The organism is Stutzerimonas nosocomialis (assembly GCF_005876855.1).
Taxonomy (GTDB): domain Bacteria; phylum Pseudomonadota; class Gammaproteobacteria; order Pseudomonadales; family Pseudomonadaceae; genus Stutzerimonas; species Stutzerimonas nosocomialis.
This window is the reverse complement of record NZ_QLAE01000015.1, coordinates 64,863-82,165: the sequence shown is the minus strand read 5'-3', so window position 1 is coordinate 82,165 and position 17,303 is coordinate 64,863. Positions and strand designations below refer to the sequence as shown.

Annotated in this window: 13 protein-coding genes and 3 tRNA genes; 7 read left to right on the top strand and 9 right to left on the bottom strand. The window is 65.8% G+C overall.

Going from position 1 to position 17,303, the window contains the following annotated elements:
- The first annotated feature begins 82 nt into the window (after positions 1–82).
- The gene (locus DN824_RS11535; protein ID WP_138408546.1) at positions 83–1,141 is read left to right on the top strand and encodes a DUF2333 family protein; all 1,059 of its coding nucleotides are present in this window, start codon (positions 83–85) and stop codon (positions 1,139–1,141) included.
- 62 nt (positions 1,142–1,203) lie between these two features.
- Here the strand turns inward: DN824_RS11535 and DN824_RS11530 are convergent, their stop codons facing one another.
- From DN824_RS11530 to DN824_RS11520, 4 genes are all read right to left on the bottom strand, one after another.
- Entirely contained in the window at positions 1,204–2,544 is a 1,341-nt protein-coding gene (locus DN824_RS11530; RefSeq protein WP_138408545.1) for a sigma-54-dependent transcriptional regulator, read from the bottom strand.
- 125 nt (positions 2,545–2,669) lie between these two features.
- Positions 2,670–4,262 carry a sensor histidine kinase gene (locus DN824_RS11525; RefSeq protein ID WP_241663895.1) on the bottom strand — a complete coding sequence of 531 codons (1,593 nt, stop codon included), beginning with the start codon at positions 4,260–4,262 and terminating at the stop codon, positions 2,670–2,672.
- Positions 4,252–4,491, bottom strand: coding sequence for a PP0621 family protein (locus DN824_RS22700; RefSeq protein WP_241663894.1), 240 nt, complete (start codon positions 4,489–4,491; stop codon positions 4,252–4,254). The genes DN824_RS11525 and DN824_RS22700 overlap by 11 nt, the downstream gene beginning before the upstream one ends.
- A 97-nt stretch (positions 4,492–4,588) precedes the next feature.
- On the bottom strand, positions 4,589–5,587 hold the full coding sequence (locus tag DN824_RS11520) for an outer membrane protein assembly factor BamD (protein ID WP_138408543.1): 999 nt from the start codon (positions 5,585–5,587) through the stop codon (positions 4,589–4,591).
- Between the two features lie 146 nt (positions 5,588–5,733).
- Between DN824_RS11520 and rluD the strand changes: the two genes are divergently transcribed.
- From rluD to clpB, 3 genes are all read left to right on the top strand, one after another.
- Positions 5,734–6,708, top strand: a complete 975-nt coding sequence (rluD, locus tag DN824_RS11515; RefSeq protein ID WP_138408542.1) for a 23S rRNA pseudouridine(1911/1915/1917) synthase RluD — start codon at positions 5,734–5,736, stop codon at positions 6,706–6,708.
- The gene (pgeF, locus tag DN824_RS11510) at positions 6,705–7,454 is read left to right on the top strand and encodes a peptidoglycan editing factor PgeF (RefSeq protein ID WP_174236499.1); all 750 of its coding nucleotides are present in this window, start codon (positions 6,705–6,707) and stop codon (positions 7,452–7,454) included. The genes rluD and pgeF overlap by 4 nt, the downstream gene beginning before the upstream one ends.
- Before the next feature lie 142 nt (positions 7,455–7,596).
- Positions 7,597–10,161 (top strand): ATP-dependent chaperone ClpB, encoded by a 2,565-nt coding sequence (clpB, locus tag DN824_RS11505; protein WP_138408540.1) that lies wholly within the window; start codon positions 7,597–7,599, stop codon positions 10,159–10,161.
- A 38-nt stretch (positions 10,162–10,199) separates the two neighbouring features.
- On the opposite strand, the gene DN824_RS11500 is transcribed toward clpB, so the two are convergent.
- Both DN824_RS11500 and DN824_RS11495 read right to left on the bottom strand, forming a co-directional pair.
- Positions 10,200–10,544, bottom strand: coding sequence for a PilZ domain-containing protein (locus DN824_RS11500; protein WP_138408539.1), 345 nt, complete (start codon positions 10,542–10,544; stop codon positions 10,200–10,202).
- On the bottom strand, positions 10,541–12,817 hold the full coding sequence (locus DN824_RS11495) for a DUF1631 domain-containing protein (protein WP_138408538.1): 2,277 nt from the start codon (positions 12,815–12,817) through the stop codon (positions 10,541–10,543). The genes DN824_RS11500 and DN824_RS11495 overlap by 4 nt, the downstream gene beginning before the upstream one ends.
- A 203-nt stretch (positions 12,818–13,020) precedes the next feature.
- Here DN824_RS11495 and DN824_RS11490 point away from each other — a divergent pair.
- From DN824_RS11490 to DN824_RS11480, 3 genes are all read left to right on the top strand, one after another.
- A tRNA-Asn gene (locus tag DN824_RS11490) sits at positions 13,021–13,096 on the top strand.
- 9 nt (positions 13,097–13,105) lie between these two features.
- Positions 13,106–13,182 (top strand) — tRNA-Pro (locus DN824_RS11485).
- A 7-nt stretch (positions 13,183–13,189) separates the two neighbouring features.
- A tRNA-Lys gene (locus DN824_RS11480) sits at positions 13,190–13,265 on the top strand.
- A gap of 128 nt (positions 13,266–13,393) precedes the next feature.
- Here the strand turns inward: DN824_RS11480 and DN824_RS11475 are convergent.
- The 3 genes from DN824_RS11475 to DN824_RS11465 form a co-directional block, all read right to left on the bottom strand.
- Positions 13,394–14,692 (bottom strand): NAD(P)/FAD-dependent oxidoreductase, encoded by a 1,299-nt coding sequence (locus DN824_RS11475; protein WP_138408537.1) that lies wholly within the window; start codon positions 14,690–14,692, stop codon positions 13,394–13,396.
- 53 nt (positions 14,693–14,745) lie between these two features.
- Positions 14,746–14,919: a DUF3094 family protein gene (locus DN824_RS11470; RefSeq protein WP_138408536.1), complete on the bottom strand. Its 174-nt coding sequence runs from the start codon at positions 14,917–14,919 to the stop codon at positions 14,746–14,748.
- Positions 14,920–15,020: 101 nt separating this feature from the next.
- On the bottom strand, positions 15,021–17,288 hold the full coding sequence (locus DN824_RS11465; protein ID WP_138408535.1) for a DUF1631 domain-containing protein: 2,268 nt from the start codon (positions 17,286–17,288) through the stop codon (positions 15,021–15,023).
- Positions 17,289–17,303 lie beyond the last annotated feature (15 nt).

Sequence of the window (17,303 nt, the reverse complement as noted above, 5' to 3'; positions counted from 1 at the left end):
TGCGTTATAGTGCGGGACGTGCTTCGCAACCCTGTCACGGCCTTGCGGTCGAACGATGAATTCGAGAGAAAGGACACATTTCATGCTGGACTGGAAGAATCGCGGCGGTCGTTTCGGTCGCACGCCCGATGGCTCTACGCGAACCGGCCGATGGGTCGACAATCCACTGCTGCGCGGCCTGGCGTTGCTGCTGGGGCTTTACCTGCTGGTGGTCCTGATCCTCGGCTGGTACTGGAGTCGCGAGCCCGGTGCTTTCTCGGTGCAGCAGAACGCCCGCGAAATGGCCGAGGCGTCGCAGCGTCCGCTGGTGAACGGTTACACCACGGTGGCGACCCTGCGTCGTGTCGCCAGTACATTGCTGGACAAGCCCGGTGGCTACCTGACCAACGACATCGCGCCGCCCGGTGTCTGGCTCGACAACATGCCCAGCTGGGAGTACGGCGTGCTGGTGCAGGTGCGCGACCTGACCCGGGCCCTGCGCAAGGATTTCGCCCGGTCCCAGTCCCAGTCGACCGAGGACCCGGATCTGGCCAAGGGCGAGCCGCTGTTCCACTTCAACAACCGCAGCTGGATGCTGCCGGCGACGGAATCCGAATACCGCGAAGGCATCCGGGCGCTGGATCGCTACCTCGGGCGGCTGAGCGCGCCTGAGCCGCAGGCGCTGTTCTACACCCGCGCCGACAACCTCAACAACTGGCTGGGTGACGTCAATACGCGGCTGGGGTCGCTGTCCCAGAGACTGTCGGCGAGTGTCGGGCGGGTGCGCCTGAACAGCAACGCCGACCCCGAGCAGGCCGAGGCGGGCGTCGCGCCGCAGGTCAAGGAAGAGGTCGTGGTCACGCCCTGGCTGCAGATCGACAACGTGTTCTACGAGGCGCGCGGCCAGGCCTGGGCGCTGTCGCACCTGCTGCGCGCGATCGAGGTGGACTTCGCCGACGTGCTGGCCAAGAAGAACGCGACGATCAGCGTGCGGCAGATCATTCGGGAGCTCGAGGCCGCCCAGGAGCCGCTGTGGAGCCCGATGGTGCTCAACGGCAGCGGCTACGGATTGCTGGCCAACCACTCGCTGGTGATGGCCAACTACATCTCCCGCGCCAACGCCGCGATCATCGACCTGCGCAACCTGCTCGCCCAGGGCTGAGATCGGTCAAAAAGAAGGGGACGGCCCTTGCGGGCGCGTCCCCTTTTTCATGTCCGGAGCCGTCAGTCCAGGCCGAGCTTCTTCAGCCGGTAGCGCATCGAGCGAAAGCTCAGGCCGAGGCGCTGGGCGGCGGCCGTACGATTCCAGCGCGTTTCCTCCAGTGCCTGCATGATCAGCTTGCGCTCGATCTCTTCCAGGTGATCTTCCAGGTTGTCGATCTGCGCCAGGCTGGCTTCGCCCTTTTCCGTCGCGCCGGTCGCATCGGCCAGGCGCAGGTCGCTCGGTTTGATCTGGTCGTCTTCGCAGAGCGTGTAGGCGCGCTCGAGCATGTTCTCCAGTTCCCGCACGTTGCCGGGAAAGCGGTAGTTCTTCAGCTTTTCCAGGGCGTCGGGATGCAGCTTGGCGGCGCTTTCACCGTAGTCCTTGGCCAGGCGCTGGAGCATCACGGTTGCCAGCTGGGCGATATCCTCGCGGCGCTCGCGCAGCGGCGGCACGCGTAGCTCGATCACGTTGAGCCGGTAGTAGAGGTCCTGGCGGAAGCGGCCGGCACTCACCTCGGTGGCCAGGTCCTTGTGGGTGGCGCAGAGGATGCGCACGTCGACCAGCAGTTCGTGCTGGCCGCCGACGGCCCGCACGGCCTTTTCCTGGATCGCGCGTAGCAGTTTGACCTGCATCGGCAGCGGCAGGTCGGCCACCTCGTCGAGGAAGAGGGTGCCGCCGTTGGCCGTCTGGAACAGGCCGAGCTTCTCTTCGGTGGCACCGGTGAAGCTGCCTTTCTTGTGGCCGAAGAATTCGCTTTCCATCAGCTCCGAAGGAATGGCACCGCAGTTGACCGGTACGAAGGCGCCGTCGCGACGTGGGCCCTGCTCGTGAATCAGCCGGGCCACCAGCTCCTTGCCGCTGCCGGATTCACCGCTGATGTAGACCGGTGCCTGGCTGCGCGCCAGTTTGCCGATCTGTTTGCGCAGCGCCTTCATCGGTGGCGATTCGCCGAGCAGGCGGCTGTCGACCGGCACCTCCTCGGTGCTGGCTTCGCGCAGCCGCAGGGCGGTGCTGACCAGTTCGCGCAGGCGGTTGAGGTCGACCGGCTTGGTCAGAAAGTCGAAGGCCCCGGCCTTGAGTGCGTTGATCGCGGTGTCCAGGCTGCCGTAGGCGGTGATCATCGCGACGGGCATCTGCGGATGCTGCTGCTGGATGTACTGCACGATCTCGAGCCCGGTGCCGTCGGGGAGGCGCATGTCGGTGAGGCAGAGGTCGTAAGGTTCCCGGGCGAGGCATTCGCGCGCTTCCTTGACGTTGCGCGCGCTGCGCGTGTCGAGCTTCATGCGGCCGAGGGTGATTTCCAGCAGTTCCCGGATATCCGGCTCGTCGTCGATGATCAGCGCTTTCTGGCGGGCAGTCATGTATCGGTCTGCAGTCCTGGCGGGTGGTCTGGGGTGTCGTCGTTTATGTTAACCCTTAGCAGGCTGGCTGTACGCAGGGGCGTGGTCGTTGTGTGACCTGTTGCCACGCCACGGGACGAATCGGTTCAGCTGAGCTTGCGCGGATGGGCGAAGAAGATGCGGAAGCAGCTGCCGCCTTCCTCGCGCGGCCGATAGTCCAGCCGTGCCTGGTTGCTTTCGCACAGCTCGCGGGAGATGTACAGGCCCAGGCCGGTGCCCTTGGCTTCGGTGGTGAAGAAGGGCTCGAATATGTGCTGGCGCTGCTCGTCCGAGACGCCGGGGCCATCGTCCAGAATTTCCACCACCGGCAGGTCGCTGTCGGCGTCGCGATACAGGCGCAGCCAGACCTGGGCCTGCGCGTGTCGCTTGCCGCTGAAACGCAGGCCGTTCTGCACCAGGTTGGTCAGCACCTGGATCAGCTGGTTGGGGTCCATGCGTGTCTGCAGGGAGCTGCCGCTGGTTTCTACGTGCAGTGACTGGTTGGCCGACAACCCGACCCGGAACTCGCCGGCGAAGCGGTGCAGCCAGTACTTGAGGTCCAGCAGTTGGGGTTCCGACTGGCGCCTGCGCGACAGCTGCAGGACGTTCTCGATGACCAGGTTCATCCGGCGGGAGTGATCCTGGATGATCTGCGCCAGGCGACGATCCGGACCATCCAGCTCCTCGGACTCCTGCAGCAGCTGGGCGGCATGGCTGATGGCGCCCAGCGGGTTGCGGATCTCGTGGGCGATGCCGGCGGTGAGGCGCCCGAGCGAGGCGAGCTTGAGTTGCTGGGCCTGCTGCGCGATCTGCGAGATGTCTTCCAGGAAGATCAGGGTGTCGTGCTGTTCGCCGTGCTGGAGGGAAGCGAAGCTCGGCTGCAGCGTCGGGCCGCCGTCGTTGCTCTGCAGGCTTGCCGGACGTCGGGTGGGGTTGTGGTGCCACTGTTGCAGGCGCTTGACCAGTTCCGGGCAGAGCGGGTCCAGGAGCTGGCCGGCCAGCGCCTCCTGGCCGAGCATGCTGAGTGCCCCCTGGTTGGCCAGCAGCACGCGGTTGTGGCGGTCCACCACCACGATGCCGGTACGCATGCGCTGCAGGATCAGCGCATTGAGCGCCTCGAGGTTGGCGACGTCCTCGGCGCGCTGCTGGGCCAGGGTTTCGCTCAGTTGCAGGCGCTTGGTCAGCTCCTGGACGAGCAACGCCGCGGCGAAGCACAGGGTGCCGAGGGCGGCGGCCTGCACGAACTGGCCATTGGCCGCCGGCACGCTCAGGCTGAGGTAGAAGGTCAGGTAGATCAGGCCGATGGCGGCGACCGCGGCGACCACCAGGCCGATCCGCCCGCGCAGCAGGATGTTGGAAATCGCCACGGCGATGATCAGCAGGTTGCCGATGCCGCTCGGCGTGCCGCCGGCGAAGTAGAACAGCGCCGACAGCAGGCTGACGTCGAGCAGTGCGAGCACGAAGACATAGCCGCCGCGGCGAGGGTTCTGGATCATGACCGCGGCGAGCATGTTCAGCGCCAGGTAGAACCAGGCCCCTTGGCGAAACAGCGTCGGGTTGGCCATCTCCAGCAGATTGCTGTGCAGGTCGCTGCTGACCAGCAGCACCAGCGCCAGACCGATGGTGAGGCGATAGAGATGGTAGAGGCGAAGGATGCGCCGGCCCTGGATGCCGCCGAGCGTCAGGGGCTTATCGGCCACCGTCTTTCTCGCCCTGCTCCAGGTGGGCTCGGCTGCAGAACCACTGGTCGTGCGCCAGTAGCGCCTGCTGACGGGGAACGTGCACGCCGCAATGGGCGCAGCGCACCATCGGCGCGGCGCCGGGCTCGGCATGGGTCTTCAGTGGCGGCTTCTTGTGCGTGAGCCGTCGCCACAGCCAGACGGCCGCCGCGATCAGCGCGATCAGTATCAACAGACGAAACAGACCCATGGCGCGTTTCCAGAAGCCGGGTTGGGTATCGGCCAGAGCCCGGCAGGGTGCCGGGCTCTGGTGTGCTAAATCGACCCGTGCGGGTGCCGCAGCAGGTTCAGTCGAACAGGCCGAAGGTGAGGCGGCTCCACCAGGAGCGGCGCGGGCCTTCTTCCTGCTGGGCGGCTTCCTCGAGCTCTGGCAGCAGGTCGCGCGGCAGGTCCTGCTGGGCGTTCTCGTACTGGCGGATCACGTCCTGGCTGGCGCGGGTGCTGCTCTGCGGGCGCGGTACGTCGCCATCGATCAGGCCGAGGGTAGCCTTGGCCAGCCAGGAGCGGGAGTCCTCTTCGCGCTCGCGCGGTACGAACTGCCCGTCACGCAGGCTGGGGTGGTCCGGGTAGTTCAGTTTCAGGGCGGCGAGGCTGCTCGCGGCCGGCTCCTCGAGGCCCATGCGCTGGTAGGCTTCGGTCATCACCGCCAGGCCATCGCCGACCGACGGCGTTTCCTGGAAGTTTTCCACCACGTAGCGCCCGCGGTTGGCGGCGGCGACATAGGCCTGGCGCTTGAGGTAGTAGTGGGCGACGTGGATCTCGTTGGCGGCCAGCAGGTTGCGCAGGTAGATCATCCGCGCCTTGGCGTCCGGCGCGTAGCGGCTGTTGGGGTAGCGAGCGGTCAGTTGGGCGAATTCGTTGAACGAGTCGCGCGCCGCGCCCGGGTCGCGCTTGGTCATGTCCAGCGGCAGGAAGCGCGCCAGCAGGCCGCGGTCCTGGTCGAAGGAGGCCAGGCCCTTGAGGTAGTAGGCGTAATCGACGTTCGGGTGCTGCGGGTGCAGGCGGATGAAGCGCTCGGCGGCGGAGCGGGCCGCGGCGGGCTCCTGGTTGCGGTAGTTGGCGTAGATCAGTTCCAGCTGCGCCTGCTCGGCGAAACGGCCGAACGGATAGCGCGATTCCAATGCCTTGAGGTTGTTGATGGCGCTGGTGTAGTTGCGGTTGTCCAGGTCGGTTTGGGCGCGCTGATACAGTTCCGCTTCGCTCAGGTTCTCGCTGATGGGTTCGTTGGAGGAGCAGGCGGCGGTGAGGGCGAGGATGGCGATAAGCAGCAGGTGTTTCACTGGCATGGCGGCTTGCGTCCCTGTGACGGCTGGCTGTCTCGTGCGCAGCCGTCCTGTTATGATGGGCGCCCCGGAGTGCCGGGACAAAGATGCCGTATTTAAACATAAAGCGCGCAGCCGAACCAAAGGCGGCGCCCTCGCCGCAGTCCTCTATGCCCACTATCCCGAACCAGACCATCCATCTGCGCGCAGAAGTGCCTTTCGAACTGGGCGGACAGCGCTTCGATCAGGTCGCGGCGCAGCTGTTTTCCGATCATTCGCGCTCGCGCCTGGCTGCCTGGATCAAGGACGGGCAGCTGACGGTCGACGGTGCGTCGCTGCGCCCGCGCGACACGGTGCACGCCGGTTCGGTGCTCGAACTCAGCGCCGAACAGCAGGCGCAGGGGGAGTGGGTCGCCCAGGACATCGAGCTCGACATCGTCTTCGAGGACGAGCACATCCTGGTGCTGAACAAGCCCGCCGGGCTGGTGGTGCATCCGGCGGCCGGCCATGCGGACGGCACGCTGCTCAACGCCCTGCTGCACCACGTGCCTGACCTGGTGAACGTGCCGCGTGCCGGCATCGTCCACCGCCTGGACAAGGACACCACCGGCCTGATGGTGGTGGCCAAGACGCTGCAGGCACAGACGCGCCTGGTCGAGCAGCTGCAGCAGCGCAGCGTCAGCCGTATCTACGAGGCCATCGTGATCGGCGTGGTGACCGCCGGCGCCACCATCGATGCGCCGATCGGGCGCCATGGCCAGCAGCGCCAGCGCATGGCGGTGGTCGATGGCGGCAAGCCGGCGATCAGCCATTACCGGGTGCTCGAGCGCTTCCGCTCCCACACCCATGTGCGGGTCAAGCTGGAGACCGGCCGCACCCACCAGATTCGCGTGCACATGGCCCATGTCGGCTTTCCGCTGGTGGGCGACCCGGTCTATGGCGGGCGTTTCCGCATCCCGCCGGCGGCGAGCCAGACCCTCGTGCAATCGCTGCGCGACTTCCCTCGTCAGGCGCTGCATGCGCGCTTCCTCGAGCTGGACCATCCGGCGACCGGAAAGCGGATGAAATGGGAGTCGCCCCTGCCCGACGACTTCGTCTGGCTGCTGACCCTGTTGCAGCAGGACCGCGAGGCGTTCGTCGGGTGAGCGCCTGGTCGCAGGACTGGATCGTCCCGGACTGGCCTGCCCCCGCACGGATAAAAGCCTGCGTGACCACCCGGCTCGGAGGCGTCAGTCAGGCGCCTTTCGACACCTTCAACCTGGGCGACCACGTGGGCGACGACCCCCTCGCAGTGGCTCGTAACCGGCAAGTGCTGGCCGATGCCCTGGGGTGCCGTCCAGCCTGGATGAGCCAGGTCCACTCGTCCATCGCCGTCGAGGCCGACCCTGAGCGGGTGCTCGAAGCGGACGCCTGCTGGACCGCCCGAGACGGTATCGCCTGCGCGGTGCTGACCGCCGATTGCCTGCCGGTGCTGTTCTGCGACCGGGACGGTACCCGTGTAGCGGCGGCGCACGCCGGCTGGCGCGGGCTCGCCGGCGGTATCCTGGAGGCGACGATGGACGCGCTGGCGGTGCCGGCCGATCAGTTGCTCGTGTGGCTGGGGCCGGCCATCGGCCCCGCCGCGTTCGAGGTGGGGCCCGAGGTACGCGAAGCCTTCGTCGCCCAGCATCCCGAAGCGGCGGATGCCTTCGTGCCAGGCGCCAATGCCGGGCGCTTGCTGGGCGACCTCTATGCCCTGGCACGCATTCGCCTGGCGGCGCGCGGTGTCGCGGCGGTCTACGGCGGCGGGCTCTGCACCTTCAGCGAAGCGCGCTTCTATTCCTATCGCCGGGCGCCGCGCACCGGCCGGCTGGCCAGCCTGGTCTGGATCGATCCCTCCGACGGACGCTGACCACGACACGGCTCCCGACTGACCTGAATCAGTCCGGGTCGGCTTGAATCTCCCACAATGACCCTTATCTAAGCTGCATTCGCGCAGGTTTTGTTCGAGGTGCGGTTCAGTGCGCCGGCCTGCCTTACTTGAGGGTTAATCCATGCGTATCGACCGTTTGACCAGCAAGCTGCAGCTTGCTCTGTCCGACGCCCAATCCCTGGCCGTCGGTCTCGACCATCCTGCCATCGAGCCCCTGCACCTGATGCAGGCGCTGCTCGAGCAGCAGGGCGGCTCCATCAAGCCGCTGCTGATGCAGGTCGGCTTCGACATCAATGGGCTGCGCAAGGCGCTGACCAAGGAGCTCGACCAGCTACCGAAAATCCAGAACCCGACCGGCGACGTCAACCTGTCGCAGGACCTGGCGCGCCTGCTCAACCAGGCCGATCGCCTGGCCCAGCAGAAGGGCGACCAGTTCATCTCCAGCGAGCTGGTGCTGCTCGCCGCCATGGACGAGAACACCCGCCTGGGCAAGGTGCTGCTGGGGCAGGGGGTCTCGAAGAAGGCGCTGGAAAACGCCGTTGCCAACCTGCGCGGTGGCGAGGCGGTCAACGACCCCAACGCCGAGGAGTCGCGCCAAGCGCTGGACAAGTACACCGTGGACATGACCAAGCGCGCCGAGGAAGGCAAGCTCGACCCGGTGATCGGTCGCGATGACGAGATCCGTCGCACCATCCAGGTCCTGCAGCGGCGCACCAAGAACAACCCGGTGCTGATCGGCGAGCCGGGCGTGGGCAAGACCGCCATCGTCGAGGGCCTGGCCCAGCGGATCATCAACGGCGAGGTGCCGGACGGTCTGAAAGACAAGCGCCTGCTGGCCCTGGACATGGGCGCGCTGATCGCCGGGGCGAAGTTCCGCGGCGAGTTCGAGGAGCGCCTCAAGGCGGTGCTCAACGAGCTGTCCAAGCAGGAAGGCCGGGTGATCCTGTTCATCGACGAGCTGCACACCATGGTCGGCGCCGGCAAGGCCGAGGGCGCCATGGATGCTGGCAACATGCTCAAGCCGGCGCTGGCGCGCGGCGAGCTGCACTGCGTCGGCGCCACCACGCTGGACGAGTACCGCCAGTACATCGAGAAGGACGCCGCGCTGGAGCGCCGCTTCCAGAAGGTGCTGGTGGACGAGCCGAGCGAGGAGGACACCATCGCCATCCTGCGCGGGCTCAAGGAGCGCTACGAGGTGCACCACGGGGTCACCATCAGCGATGGCGCGATCATCGCCGCGGCCAAGCTGTCGCACCGCTACATCACCGATCGCCAGTTGCCGGACAAGGCCATCGACCTGATCGACGAGGCGGCCAGCCGCATCCGCATGGAGATCGACTCCAAGCCCGAGGAGCTGGACCGCCTCGATCGTCGCCTGATCCAGCTGAAGATCGAGCGCGAGGCGCTGAAGAAGGAAGACGACGAGGCGACCAAGAAGCGCCTGGCCAAGCTGGAAGACGACATCGCCAAGCTGGAGAAGGAATACGCCGACCTCGACGAAATCTGGAAGTCGGAAAAGGCCGAGGTGCAGGGTTCGGCGCAGATCCAGCAGAAGATCGAGCAGGCCAAGGCCGACCTGGAGGCGGCACGGCGCAAGGGCGATCTGGCACGCATGGCCGAGCTGCAGTACGGCATCATCCCGGACCTGGAGCGCAGCCTGCAGATGGTCGACCAGCACGGCAAGGCGGAGAACCAGCTGCTGCGCAACAAGGTGACCGATGAGGAAATCGCCGAGGTGGTCTCCAAGTGGACCGGCATCCCGGTGTCGAAGATGCTCGAAGGCGAGCGCGAGAAGCTGCTGCGCATGGAAGACATGCTGCACCAGCGGGTGATCGGCCAGCACGAGGCGGTGGTCGCGGTGGCCAATGCGGTGCGCCGTTCGCGCGCGGGCCTGGCCGACCCGAACCGCCCGAGCGGCTCGTTCCTCTTCCTCGGTCCGACCGGGGTGGGCAAGACCGAGCTGTGCAAGGCGCTGGCCGAGTTTCTCTTCGATACCGAGGAGGCGATGATCCGCATCGACATGTCCGAGTTCATGGAGAAGCATTCGGTCGCGCGCCTGATCGGTGCGCCACCGGGCTACGTCGGCTACGAGGAGGGCGGCTACCTGACCGAGGCGGTGCGCCGCAAGCCGTATTCGGTGGTCCTGCTCGATGAGGTCGAGAAGGCTCACCCGGATGTGTTCAACATCCTTCTGCAGGTGCTCGAGGACGGCCGGCTGACCGACAGCCACGGGCGCACCGTGGACTTTCGCAACACCGTGGTGGTGATGACCTCCAACCTCGGTTCGGCGCAGATCCAGGAGCTGGTCGGTGATCCGGAGGCCCAGCGGGCCGCGGTGATGGACGCGGTGTCCCATCACTTCCGACCGGAGTTCATCAACCGTATCGACGAAGTGGTGGTGTTCGATCCGCTGGGGCACGACCAGATCGCCGGTATCGCCGAGATTCAGCTGGGACGGCTGCGCCAGCGTCTGGCCGAGCGCGAACTGAACCTGGAGTTGACCCAGGAGGCGATGGACAAGCTGATCGCGGTCGGCTACGACCCGGTCTACGGCGCACGGCCGCTCAAGCGCGCCATCCAGCGCTGGATCGAGAACCCGCTGGCCCAGCAGATCCTGGCCGGCACGTTCGGGCCCGGCGCCTTGGTCAAGGGCGAGGTGAAGGACGACCAGATCGTGTTCGCCTGAGGTCGCTCCGCCGGCGTCCCGGCGCGTTCAGGCGGGGTTCACGGTGTATGGCTGAAGCACTCCAGCAGCGCCTGCAGATGCAGGTGCTGCGCTTCGTCGAGGTCATCGAAATGAAAGCCCGACCAGTGGTGCCGATCGTCCGCGCCGGCGCGGCTCCACAGGCATTCGGTACCCAGGGTCAACTCTTCCAGGCCGACCGACGGCGGGATGCGGGTAATCCTGCACCGGTGGGCTCCTTCGGTCTGCGGCTGTTCGCTGAGCAGCATGAACCCGCCCAGGGACAGATCCACCACACGACCCAGGCGCTCCCCGCTCGAGGCGTCGAACACTTCGAGCGTAACGGGAATTGGCAGGCGTTGCTGCTGCCGGCGTTCGTCGCTCATCGCTCCTTCTCCTGACGATGCTTCATGCCGCGCCCCGTCAGGCGCTGCAGGAACCTGAAAATGGCGCTCATGGCGCGATCCATCAGGGGCGCGCCGCGCTCGGGCATCACGATGCGGGCGTCGCCGCGCTCCATTTCCCTGGCCAGCTCGACGATGGGCTTGACGGCGACGCGCTGGCCGCTGTGATCGACGAACATGTAGTTGCGCGTCGTCGGGCTGAACCAGGAAAGCTTGAGCAGGAGCGGCTGTCCCTGCCCGAGGAATTCGAACCAGGTGCCGAACTCGAGCCGCTCCAGGTCCTTCACGCGTTTGGCCAGCGGCCGGGGCAGGTCGGCATCGATGGTGTCGTCCGGCGCTGTGGCGTCCGCATCCAGCAGGGTGCCCAGTGGGCTTTCCGGCAGTGCGGGGGTGAGCGTGGCGGCGATCTGCGGCTGCTTGCCCTGGACGGCGTGCTGGCAGGCAACCAGATCCTGCAGTAGGCGGCGAATGCCGGCTTCGTGGTGGCCGCCCAGCAATTCGAGGCCTTGCCGCAGGTCGTCGAGCATCGCCAGGCGAAGGTTCTGCAGGCGTTCGACGCCTTCCTCGTCCAGTGGCGTTCCGCTCCAGGCCAGCTCCTGCGCGACTTCGCAGGCGCGCTGCCACTGAGGGCTCTGGTCGCCATGGCGCAGGCTGACGAAAACCAGCACGTCGGTCCAGGTCTGCTGCAGGAAGGTGCTGATGGCCAAGGGTACCGTCTTGCCGTCGAGCGCCCGGGCGGTCGCCTCGACGGCCTGCTGGCGGGCGGCCAGGAGGCGATCCCGTCCCTTGATCGCCTCGACGGCGCGGCGCTCGCGCAGTTCCACCTTGTTACGCAAGGCGGCGATGAACTCGTTGAAGTCGTCCAGCAGGCGGTCGAACAGTTGCAGGTCGGTACGGTAATGCCGCGCGACCTGCTCGACGACCCACTGCTGCTTGTTCAGCAAGGCCTGGTCGTCGCTGTCGCCGTCGCCGCCATAGAGTGCGCCGGCCTGGGCCATGGCGTTGAGCAGTCGCCGCGCGGGGTGGTGGTGATCGGTGAACAGCGCCTCGTCCTGCAAGGCCACCTTCAGGTAGGGGGTGTGCAGGTGGGACAGGACGGTCTTGCAGCTATCCGGCAGGTTCTCGTCGTCGCGGATGAACTCGAAGAGCATGCCGACCAGGTCGATGGTGTCCAGTTGCTCTTCAGTGAGCTTTCGCATGCCCGGCTGGGCGCTGCAGGCATCGAGCCGCTGGTGCAGGCCGTCGCGAAAGGCGTCGATGCCCTGCGGCTGGGCGATCCGCTGGCCAAGCTCCTCGGCCATTTCGGCCTGCAGGCGATTGAGCGCGTCGATCAGCTCGTCGGCGCTGAAACTGCGTTTGCCGGGCTGGGGCGCCTCGTCCTGATCGTCATTCGTGGTCGGGGCGCTCAGGCGCCGCTGCTCGCCGAGCAGGGCGGTCAGTCCGCGCAACAGCGCAGCCGGGTCCTGGGGCGGCGCGCCATCGAGATCGGTCGGCTGCAAGGATGTTTGCGCCGGGTCGGTTTTTGCCTGCGTAGCGGGGCGGGCCGGCGGGGTACCGCGTGGTGGCGCGTACTTCAGCTCCGGCAGGACGCCATCCTCGATGAGGCGCTGGTTCAGCGCATCGTAGAGGCTGTCGAGGCCGAACATCACATGCTGTTCGAACAGCGTATAGAGGATGGTCTTGATGCGCAGGGGGAAGGGCGAAGAAGCCATGGCCTCGCGAAAGCCCTGCGCGATGACCGCCGGTGCGAAGGGGTTGGCGTCCTCGTGCAGTTCCGGTCGTTCGACCAGCCACGCCAGGCGCTGATCCAGGCCGTTGAGCGAGGGTGCGCAGCGCTCCTGGACACGCCTGCTCATGGCGTTGATCTGCAGCGTTTCCTCGTAGTCTTCGTTGCCCACCAGCGACAGCTCTTCGGCGCTTGGCGTTGCCGCGTCATCAGTCGTGGCGATGCCGCCCAGAAAGGCATCGAAGCGACTGCCGACGAACTGGTGATAGGAGCGCTCGATCAACGGTCGCTGCTTGCGAATGTCCTGCATGCTGTCGAAGAACATTCCCTGGACCTGGTTGTTCTCGGCGCCCTGGGCGCATTCGAACAGCGTGTCGTCCGCCTGCGCGAAGACGCTGCCCAGGTGCTCGGCGAGCCTGTTCATGGCCAGGCGCCGCAGGCTTTGCCCCAGCTCACCGAAGCGGGGTTGGATGCCGCGGCTGGCGAGCGTCGAAACGGCGGGGAAAGGTGGGATGTCCTTGGTGCTCATTAGGCAGTTCCTGGAGCTTGCGGCCTGCGCTTCCTGCTGCGTCACGGATGATATGACGTCCGGCGCACAGATATATCAATTCGATAGCAGCGCTGCAAAGTATTGTCGAACCGCGAATTTTTAGGCTTGACAGCTTCGGCGGGAACCGTAAAATGGCGCGCCTCTGAAGCGGGAATCCTGCTGAAGAGCTTGAAGTGCTACGTTCCGCGATAGCTCAGTCGGTAGAGCAAATGACTGTTAATCATTGGGTCCCTGGTTCGAGTCCAGGTCGCGGAGCCAACTTCAAATCGGGGTATAGCGCAGTCCGGTAGCGCGCCTGCTTTGGGAGCAGGATGTCGGGAGTTCGAATCCCCCTACCCCGACCATCTTTATGGGTCGTTAGCTCAGTTGGTAGAGCAGTTGGCTTTTAACCAATTGGTCGTAGGTTCGAATCCTACACGACCCACCATTTCCTCCCCGCGTCGTTCGATTCTCTCCTCTCTCGATTAAAGTCTCACGGCAGGTCGCTGCGGTGGGTTTTTCTGCGTTCGTCTTTTCGCTCCGCAAGGGCCGGCGGTCATGCCGGCCCTTTGGTGTTCAGTGGAGCTTCAGGCGTGGCTCGGTGCCTTTGCTGATGCGGTCCGCGAACATCAGCAGCAGCGTGCGCGTCACGCCGTAGAGCGTGAACTGGTGCATGCGATACAGCGAGATGTAGAACATGCGCGCCAGCCAGCCCTCGAGCATGACGTTGCCGGTGAGATTGCCCATCAGGTTGCCGACGGCCGAGAAGCTCGACAGCGAAATCAGCGAGCCATAGTCGCGATAGCGGTATTCCGGAAGCGGCTTGCCTTCGAGCCGCAGCCTGATCGACTTGGCCAGCAGCGACGCCTGCTGGTGCGCGGCCTGGGCGCGGGGCGGCACGTTGCGGCCTTCGGTGCCAGGCTGCGGGCAGGCCGCGCAATCGCCGAGGGCATAGATGTCATCGTCAACTGTGGTCTGAAGCGTCGGGCGAACCACCAACTGATTGATCCGGTTGCTCTCCAGTCCGTCCAGGTCCTTGAGAAAGCTCGGTGCGCGGATGCCGGCTGCCCACACCTTGAGCGTGGCGGGGACGAACTCGCCCTGCTTGGTGTGCAGGCCTTCCGCCGTGACGTCGCTGACGGCGGCGTTGGTGAGTACCTTCACGCCGAGCTTGATCAGGGTCTGGTGGACCGGCTGGCTGATCCGTTCCGGCAGGGCGGGCAGCACGCGCGGCCCGGCCTCGATCAGGGTCACGTGGACGTCTTCGGGCTTGATGCGGTCAAGTCCGTAGGACGCCAGCTCGCGCGCGGCGTTGAGCAGCTCTGCGGCGAGCTCCACGCCAGTGGCGCCGGCGCCGACGATCGCTACGCTGATGGCAGCGGGAGGGCCTTCCTCGGCGTGGGCGCGCATGTAGTGGCTGAGCAGCTGATGGTGGAAGCGCTCGGCCTGCAGGCGGGTGTCGAGGAAGATGCAATGCTGCGCTGCACCGGGGGTGCCAAAGTCGTTCGTGGTGCTGCCTACGGCCAGGACGAGGGTGTCGTAACCGATCGTGCGTGGCGGGATCAGTTCGTTGCCCTGTTCGTCGAGCGTTGCCTGCAGCTTGACGCACTTGGTCGCGCGGTCCAGTCCGCACATGCGGCCGAGCTGGAACTCGAAGTGGTTCCATTTCGCCTGGGCAACGTAGTTGAGTTCGTCCGTAGACGAGTTCAGCGAGCCGGCGGCGACTTCGTGCAGCAGCGGTTTCCAGATGTGCGTGAGGTTCGCGTCGACCAGGGTGATCTTGGCCTTGCCCCGTTTACCGAGGGTTCTGCCGAGGCGGGACGCAAGCTCCAGCCCGCCGGCGCCGCCGCCGATGATCACGATGCGATGTGACATGTGGGTTACTCATAAGCGTGAAGGAAATTCTGTCGGATCGGCCTGCGGCGGACTCACAGCACCAGGCGACTGAGGAGGCGGCTCAATAAACCGAGACCAAGGGTGACGCCGATCACGACCAGTAACAGGATCCAGGGGCGGAAGGGTTTGCGCTCGACCTGGTGCTGTGGTGCTCGCAGGTAATCGTCGACGCGCTGCTGGTCTTCGGGAGTCAGGCGGCTTGGCATACGCACCTCTCGGGGAATGAAGCCATTCTAGCGGTGCATGGCCAAAAGCCAAGGACAAAGCTTGGCTTGGCGGGAGAGACGAGGTTGCCTGAGGGGGGGGCTCAGGCGTTCTTCAGGCGGCGCAGATTGCCGATGACCGATTCCAGGGCGCGATCGAACAGCAGTGCGTCGTCGAGCAGGCGGATGGCGCCGCGTCTGAACTCGATCGCCAGGCCCGTGCGGGTCTTTTCCAGCACCTTCATGCCGGTGCGGTTGACGAAGATGTACTTGCCGGTGGGCTTGATGATCGCGGCGAGCTTGCAGCGCAGCTTGTGCTCTTCGTCTTCCTGGAATTCGACCCAGCTGCCGACGCGCAGATTGTCGACCTTGAGCAGCGCCTCGTCGTCATCGGGGAGGCTGATCTCGGCTTCCTGGTCGCGGCTTTCGCCGGGGGCGACGAGGACGATCTCTTCGATCACCTCGATCATTGCCGGTGCGGGCGGTCCGATCAGCTCGGGTTCGTCTGGTGGCAGCTCCAGCAGGTCGAAGACGTTGTCGCCGCGCGATTCCGGCGCGGCCGGTGGGGTCGGTTGCTTCGGAGGCTGTAGCGCCTGGACGTGCAGCGCTTCGAGCTGGTTGAAGAAGTCGCTGGTGGAGAAGGGGTCGAACGCCGCGCTGGAGAGGCCGTCGCGCAGCGCCTTGAGAAGGTTCGGTACCAGTTCCAGCAGGCGTGCCCGTTCTTCGTCCGACTCGTGGGGGCTGACGCTCCAGATCAGGTCGTCCATGGTCGCGACCGCGGCGTCCCATTCGTCCGAGAGGGTGCCGTGCTTCAGGCAGGTCAGCAGCAGCACCTTGCTCCAGGCTTCCTGCAGCAGGCGGACCACCACTTCAGGGAGCGTCTTGCCGAGCATGCGCGCATTGAGCGCCTGTTCCACTTCCTGGCGGGCCATCTCGGCGCGGGCGCGGCCTTCTTCGGCGTCGCGGGTGCGCTGCTCGAGCAGCTCGCTGCGGCGACGTTCATCGCCGGTGAAGGAGAGGAAGTCGGCGAGCAGTTCGGAGAAGATCGCCGGGTCGTCGACGAAGTCGTTGAGCAGGCGAACCACCACCTGCTCGATCTTCTGGTACAGGCTGTCGCGCTGGGCTTCATCCTGGTCGCCCCAGCCCATGGCGGCGGAAGCGATCTCGTTGAGCAGGCGGCGGGCGGGGTGGCTGCCGCGGCTGAAGAACGTCTTGTCCAGCACCGCGACTTTCAGCACGGGAATCTGCAAGCGGCCGATCAGCGCCTTGAGCGAGTCGGGCAGGGTGCGGTCGTCGAGGATGAACTCGAACAGCATCGACACCAAGTTGATGACATCCTCGTCGACTTCGCCGACGACGCGCGACTTGCCGCTCTTGGCGCTGGCGCGGCGCAGCAGTTGCTCGAGCTGGTCCTGGAGGTCGAAATCCTGAATCGACTGGGGCGTGCGGCTCTGCATGTGGGACAGCAGGCGCAGCAGGTCGTGGCTGGAGATCGGGACCGCGTCGCTCGGGTGGTTGCGTGCCGGCAGCGCCGTTCCGCGAACTTCCGAGAGCAGGCTTTGCAGTGCGCCGAAGACCTCCTGCATGCCGTCGTCCACGAAGCCGGCCTGGTCCGAACCCGAAGCGCCGGCCGAGCCATAGCTGGTGGTCGCGCGGGGCTGTGCCTGGCGGCGGGGCGGGGTGGACTGCAGTTCCGGGAGCACGCCGGCGGCGACCAGGGTCTGGTTCGCCTCGGCATAGAGCTGGTCGAGGTTGCTCAGCACGTACTTCTCGAACAGCTTGAGGATGATCAGCTTGACCTTGATGTCGACGCCAAGTCCCTGGCAGGCCCGCAGGAAGTTTTCGCAAAGGGCCTGCGGACCGAGCGGATTGCTTTTGTCGTCGAGTTTCTTGCTGATCAGGGCGTTGAGTCGGGTGGTCAGATGGCTGAGCGCCATGGCGTCGCGGTTGACCACCTTGGTCACCATCGTGTCGATGGCGACGGTTTCTTCCAGTTCGTCGTTCTGGACCAGGGCCAGGCTGTCGAAGGAGGTTTCCTGAAGCGCTGGCTGGCCGATCTCGTACTGGTTGAGGGTGGAGAAGGATTCGAAGATGCTCTGCAGGAAGCCGCGTTCGATGTTACGGCGCTTCATGCGCAGGTCGCGCATGGCTTCGAAGAAGGCGTTCTGCTCGACGTTGCTGGTGGCGCGATCGGCCATCTCGAACAGGGTGTCGTCCGCATTGTCGAACAGTGTCTGCAATGCCTGCTTGAGCTGCTGTGCAGCCTTGTCGCGCACGTTGATAAGCGCCACGGGCAGTCTTCCTACCGGCGAAGTTGGCTTTTGCTCAGGGGTCCCCTTGTTGAGGTGCACCACTTTCGCATCGGTTCGCATCGAAACTCTCCCGCA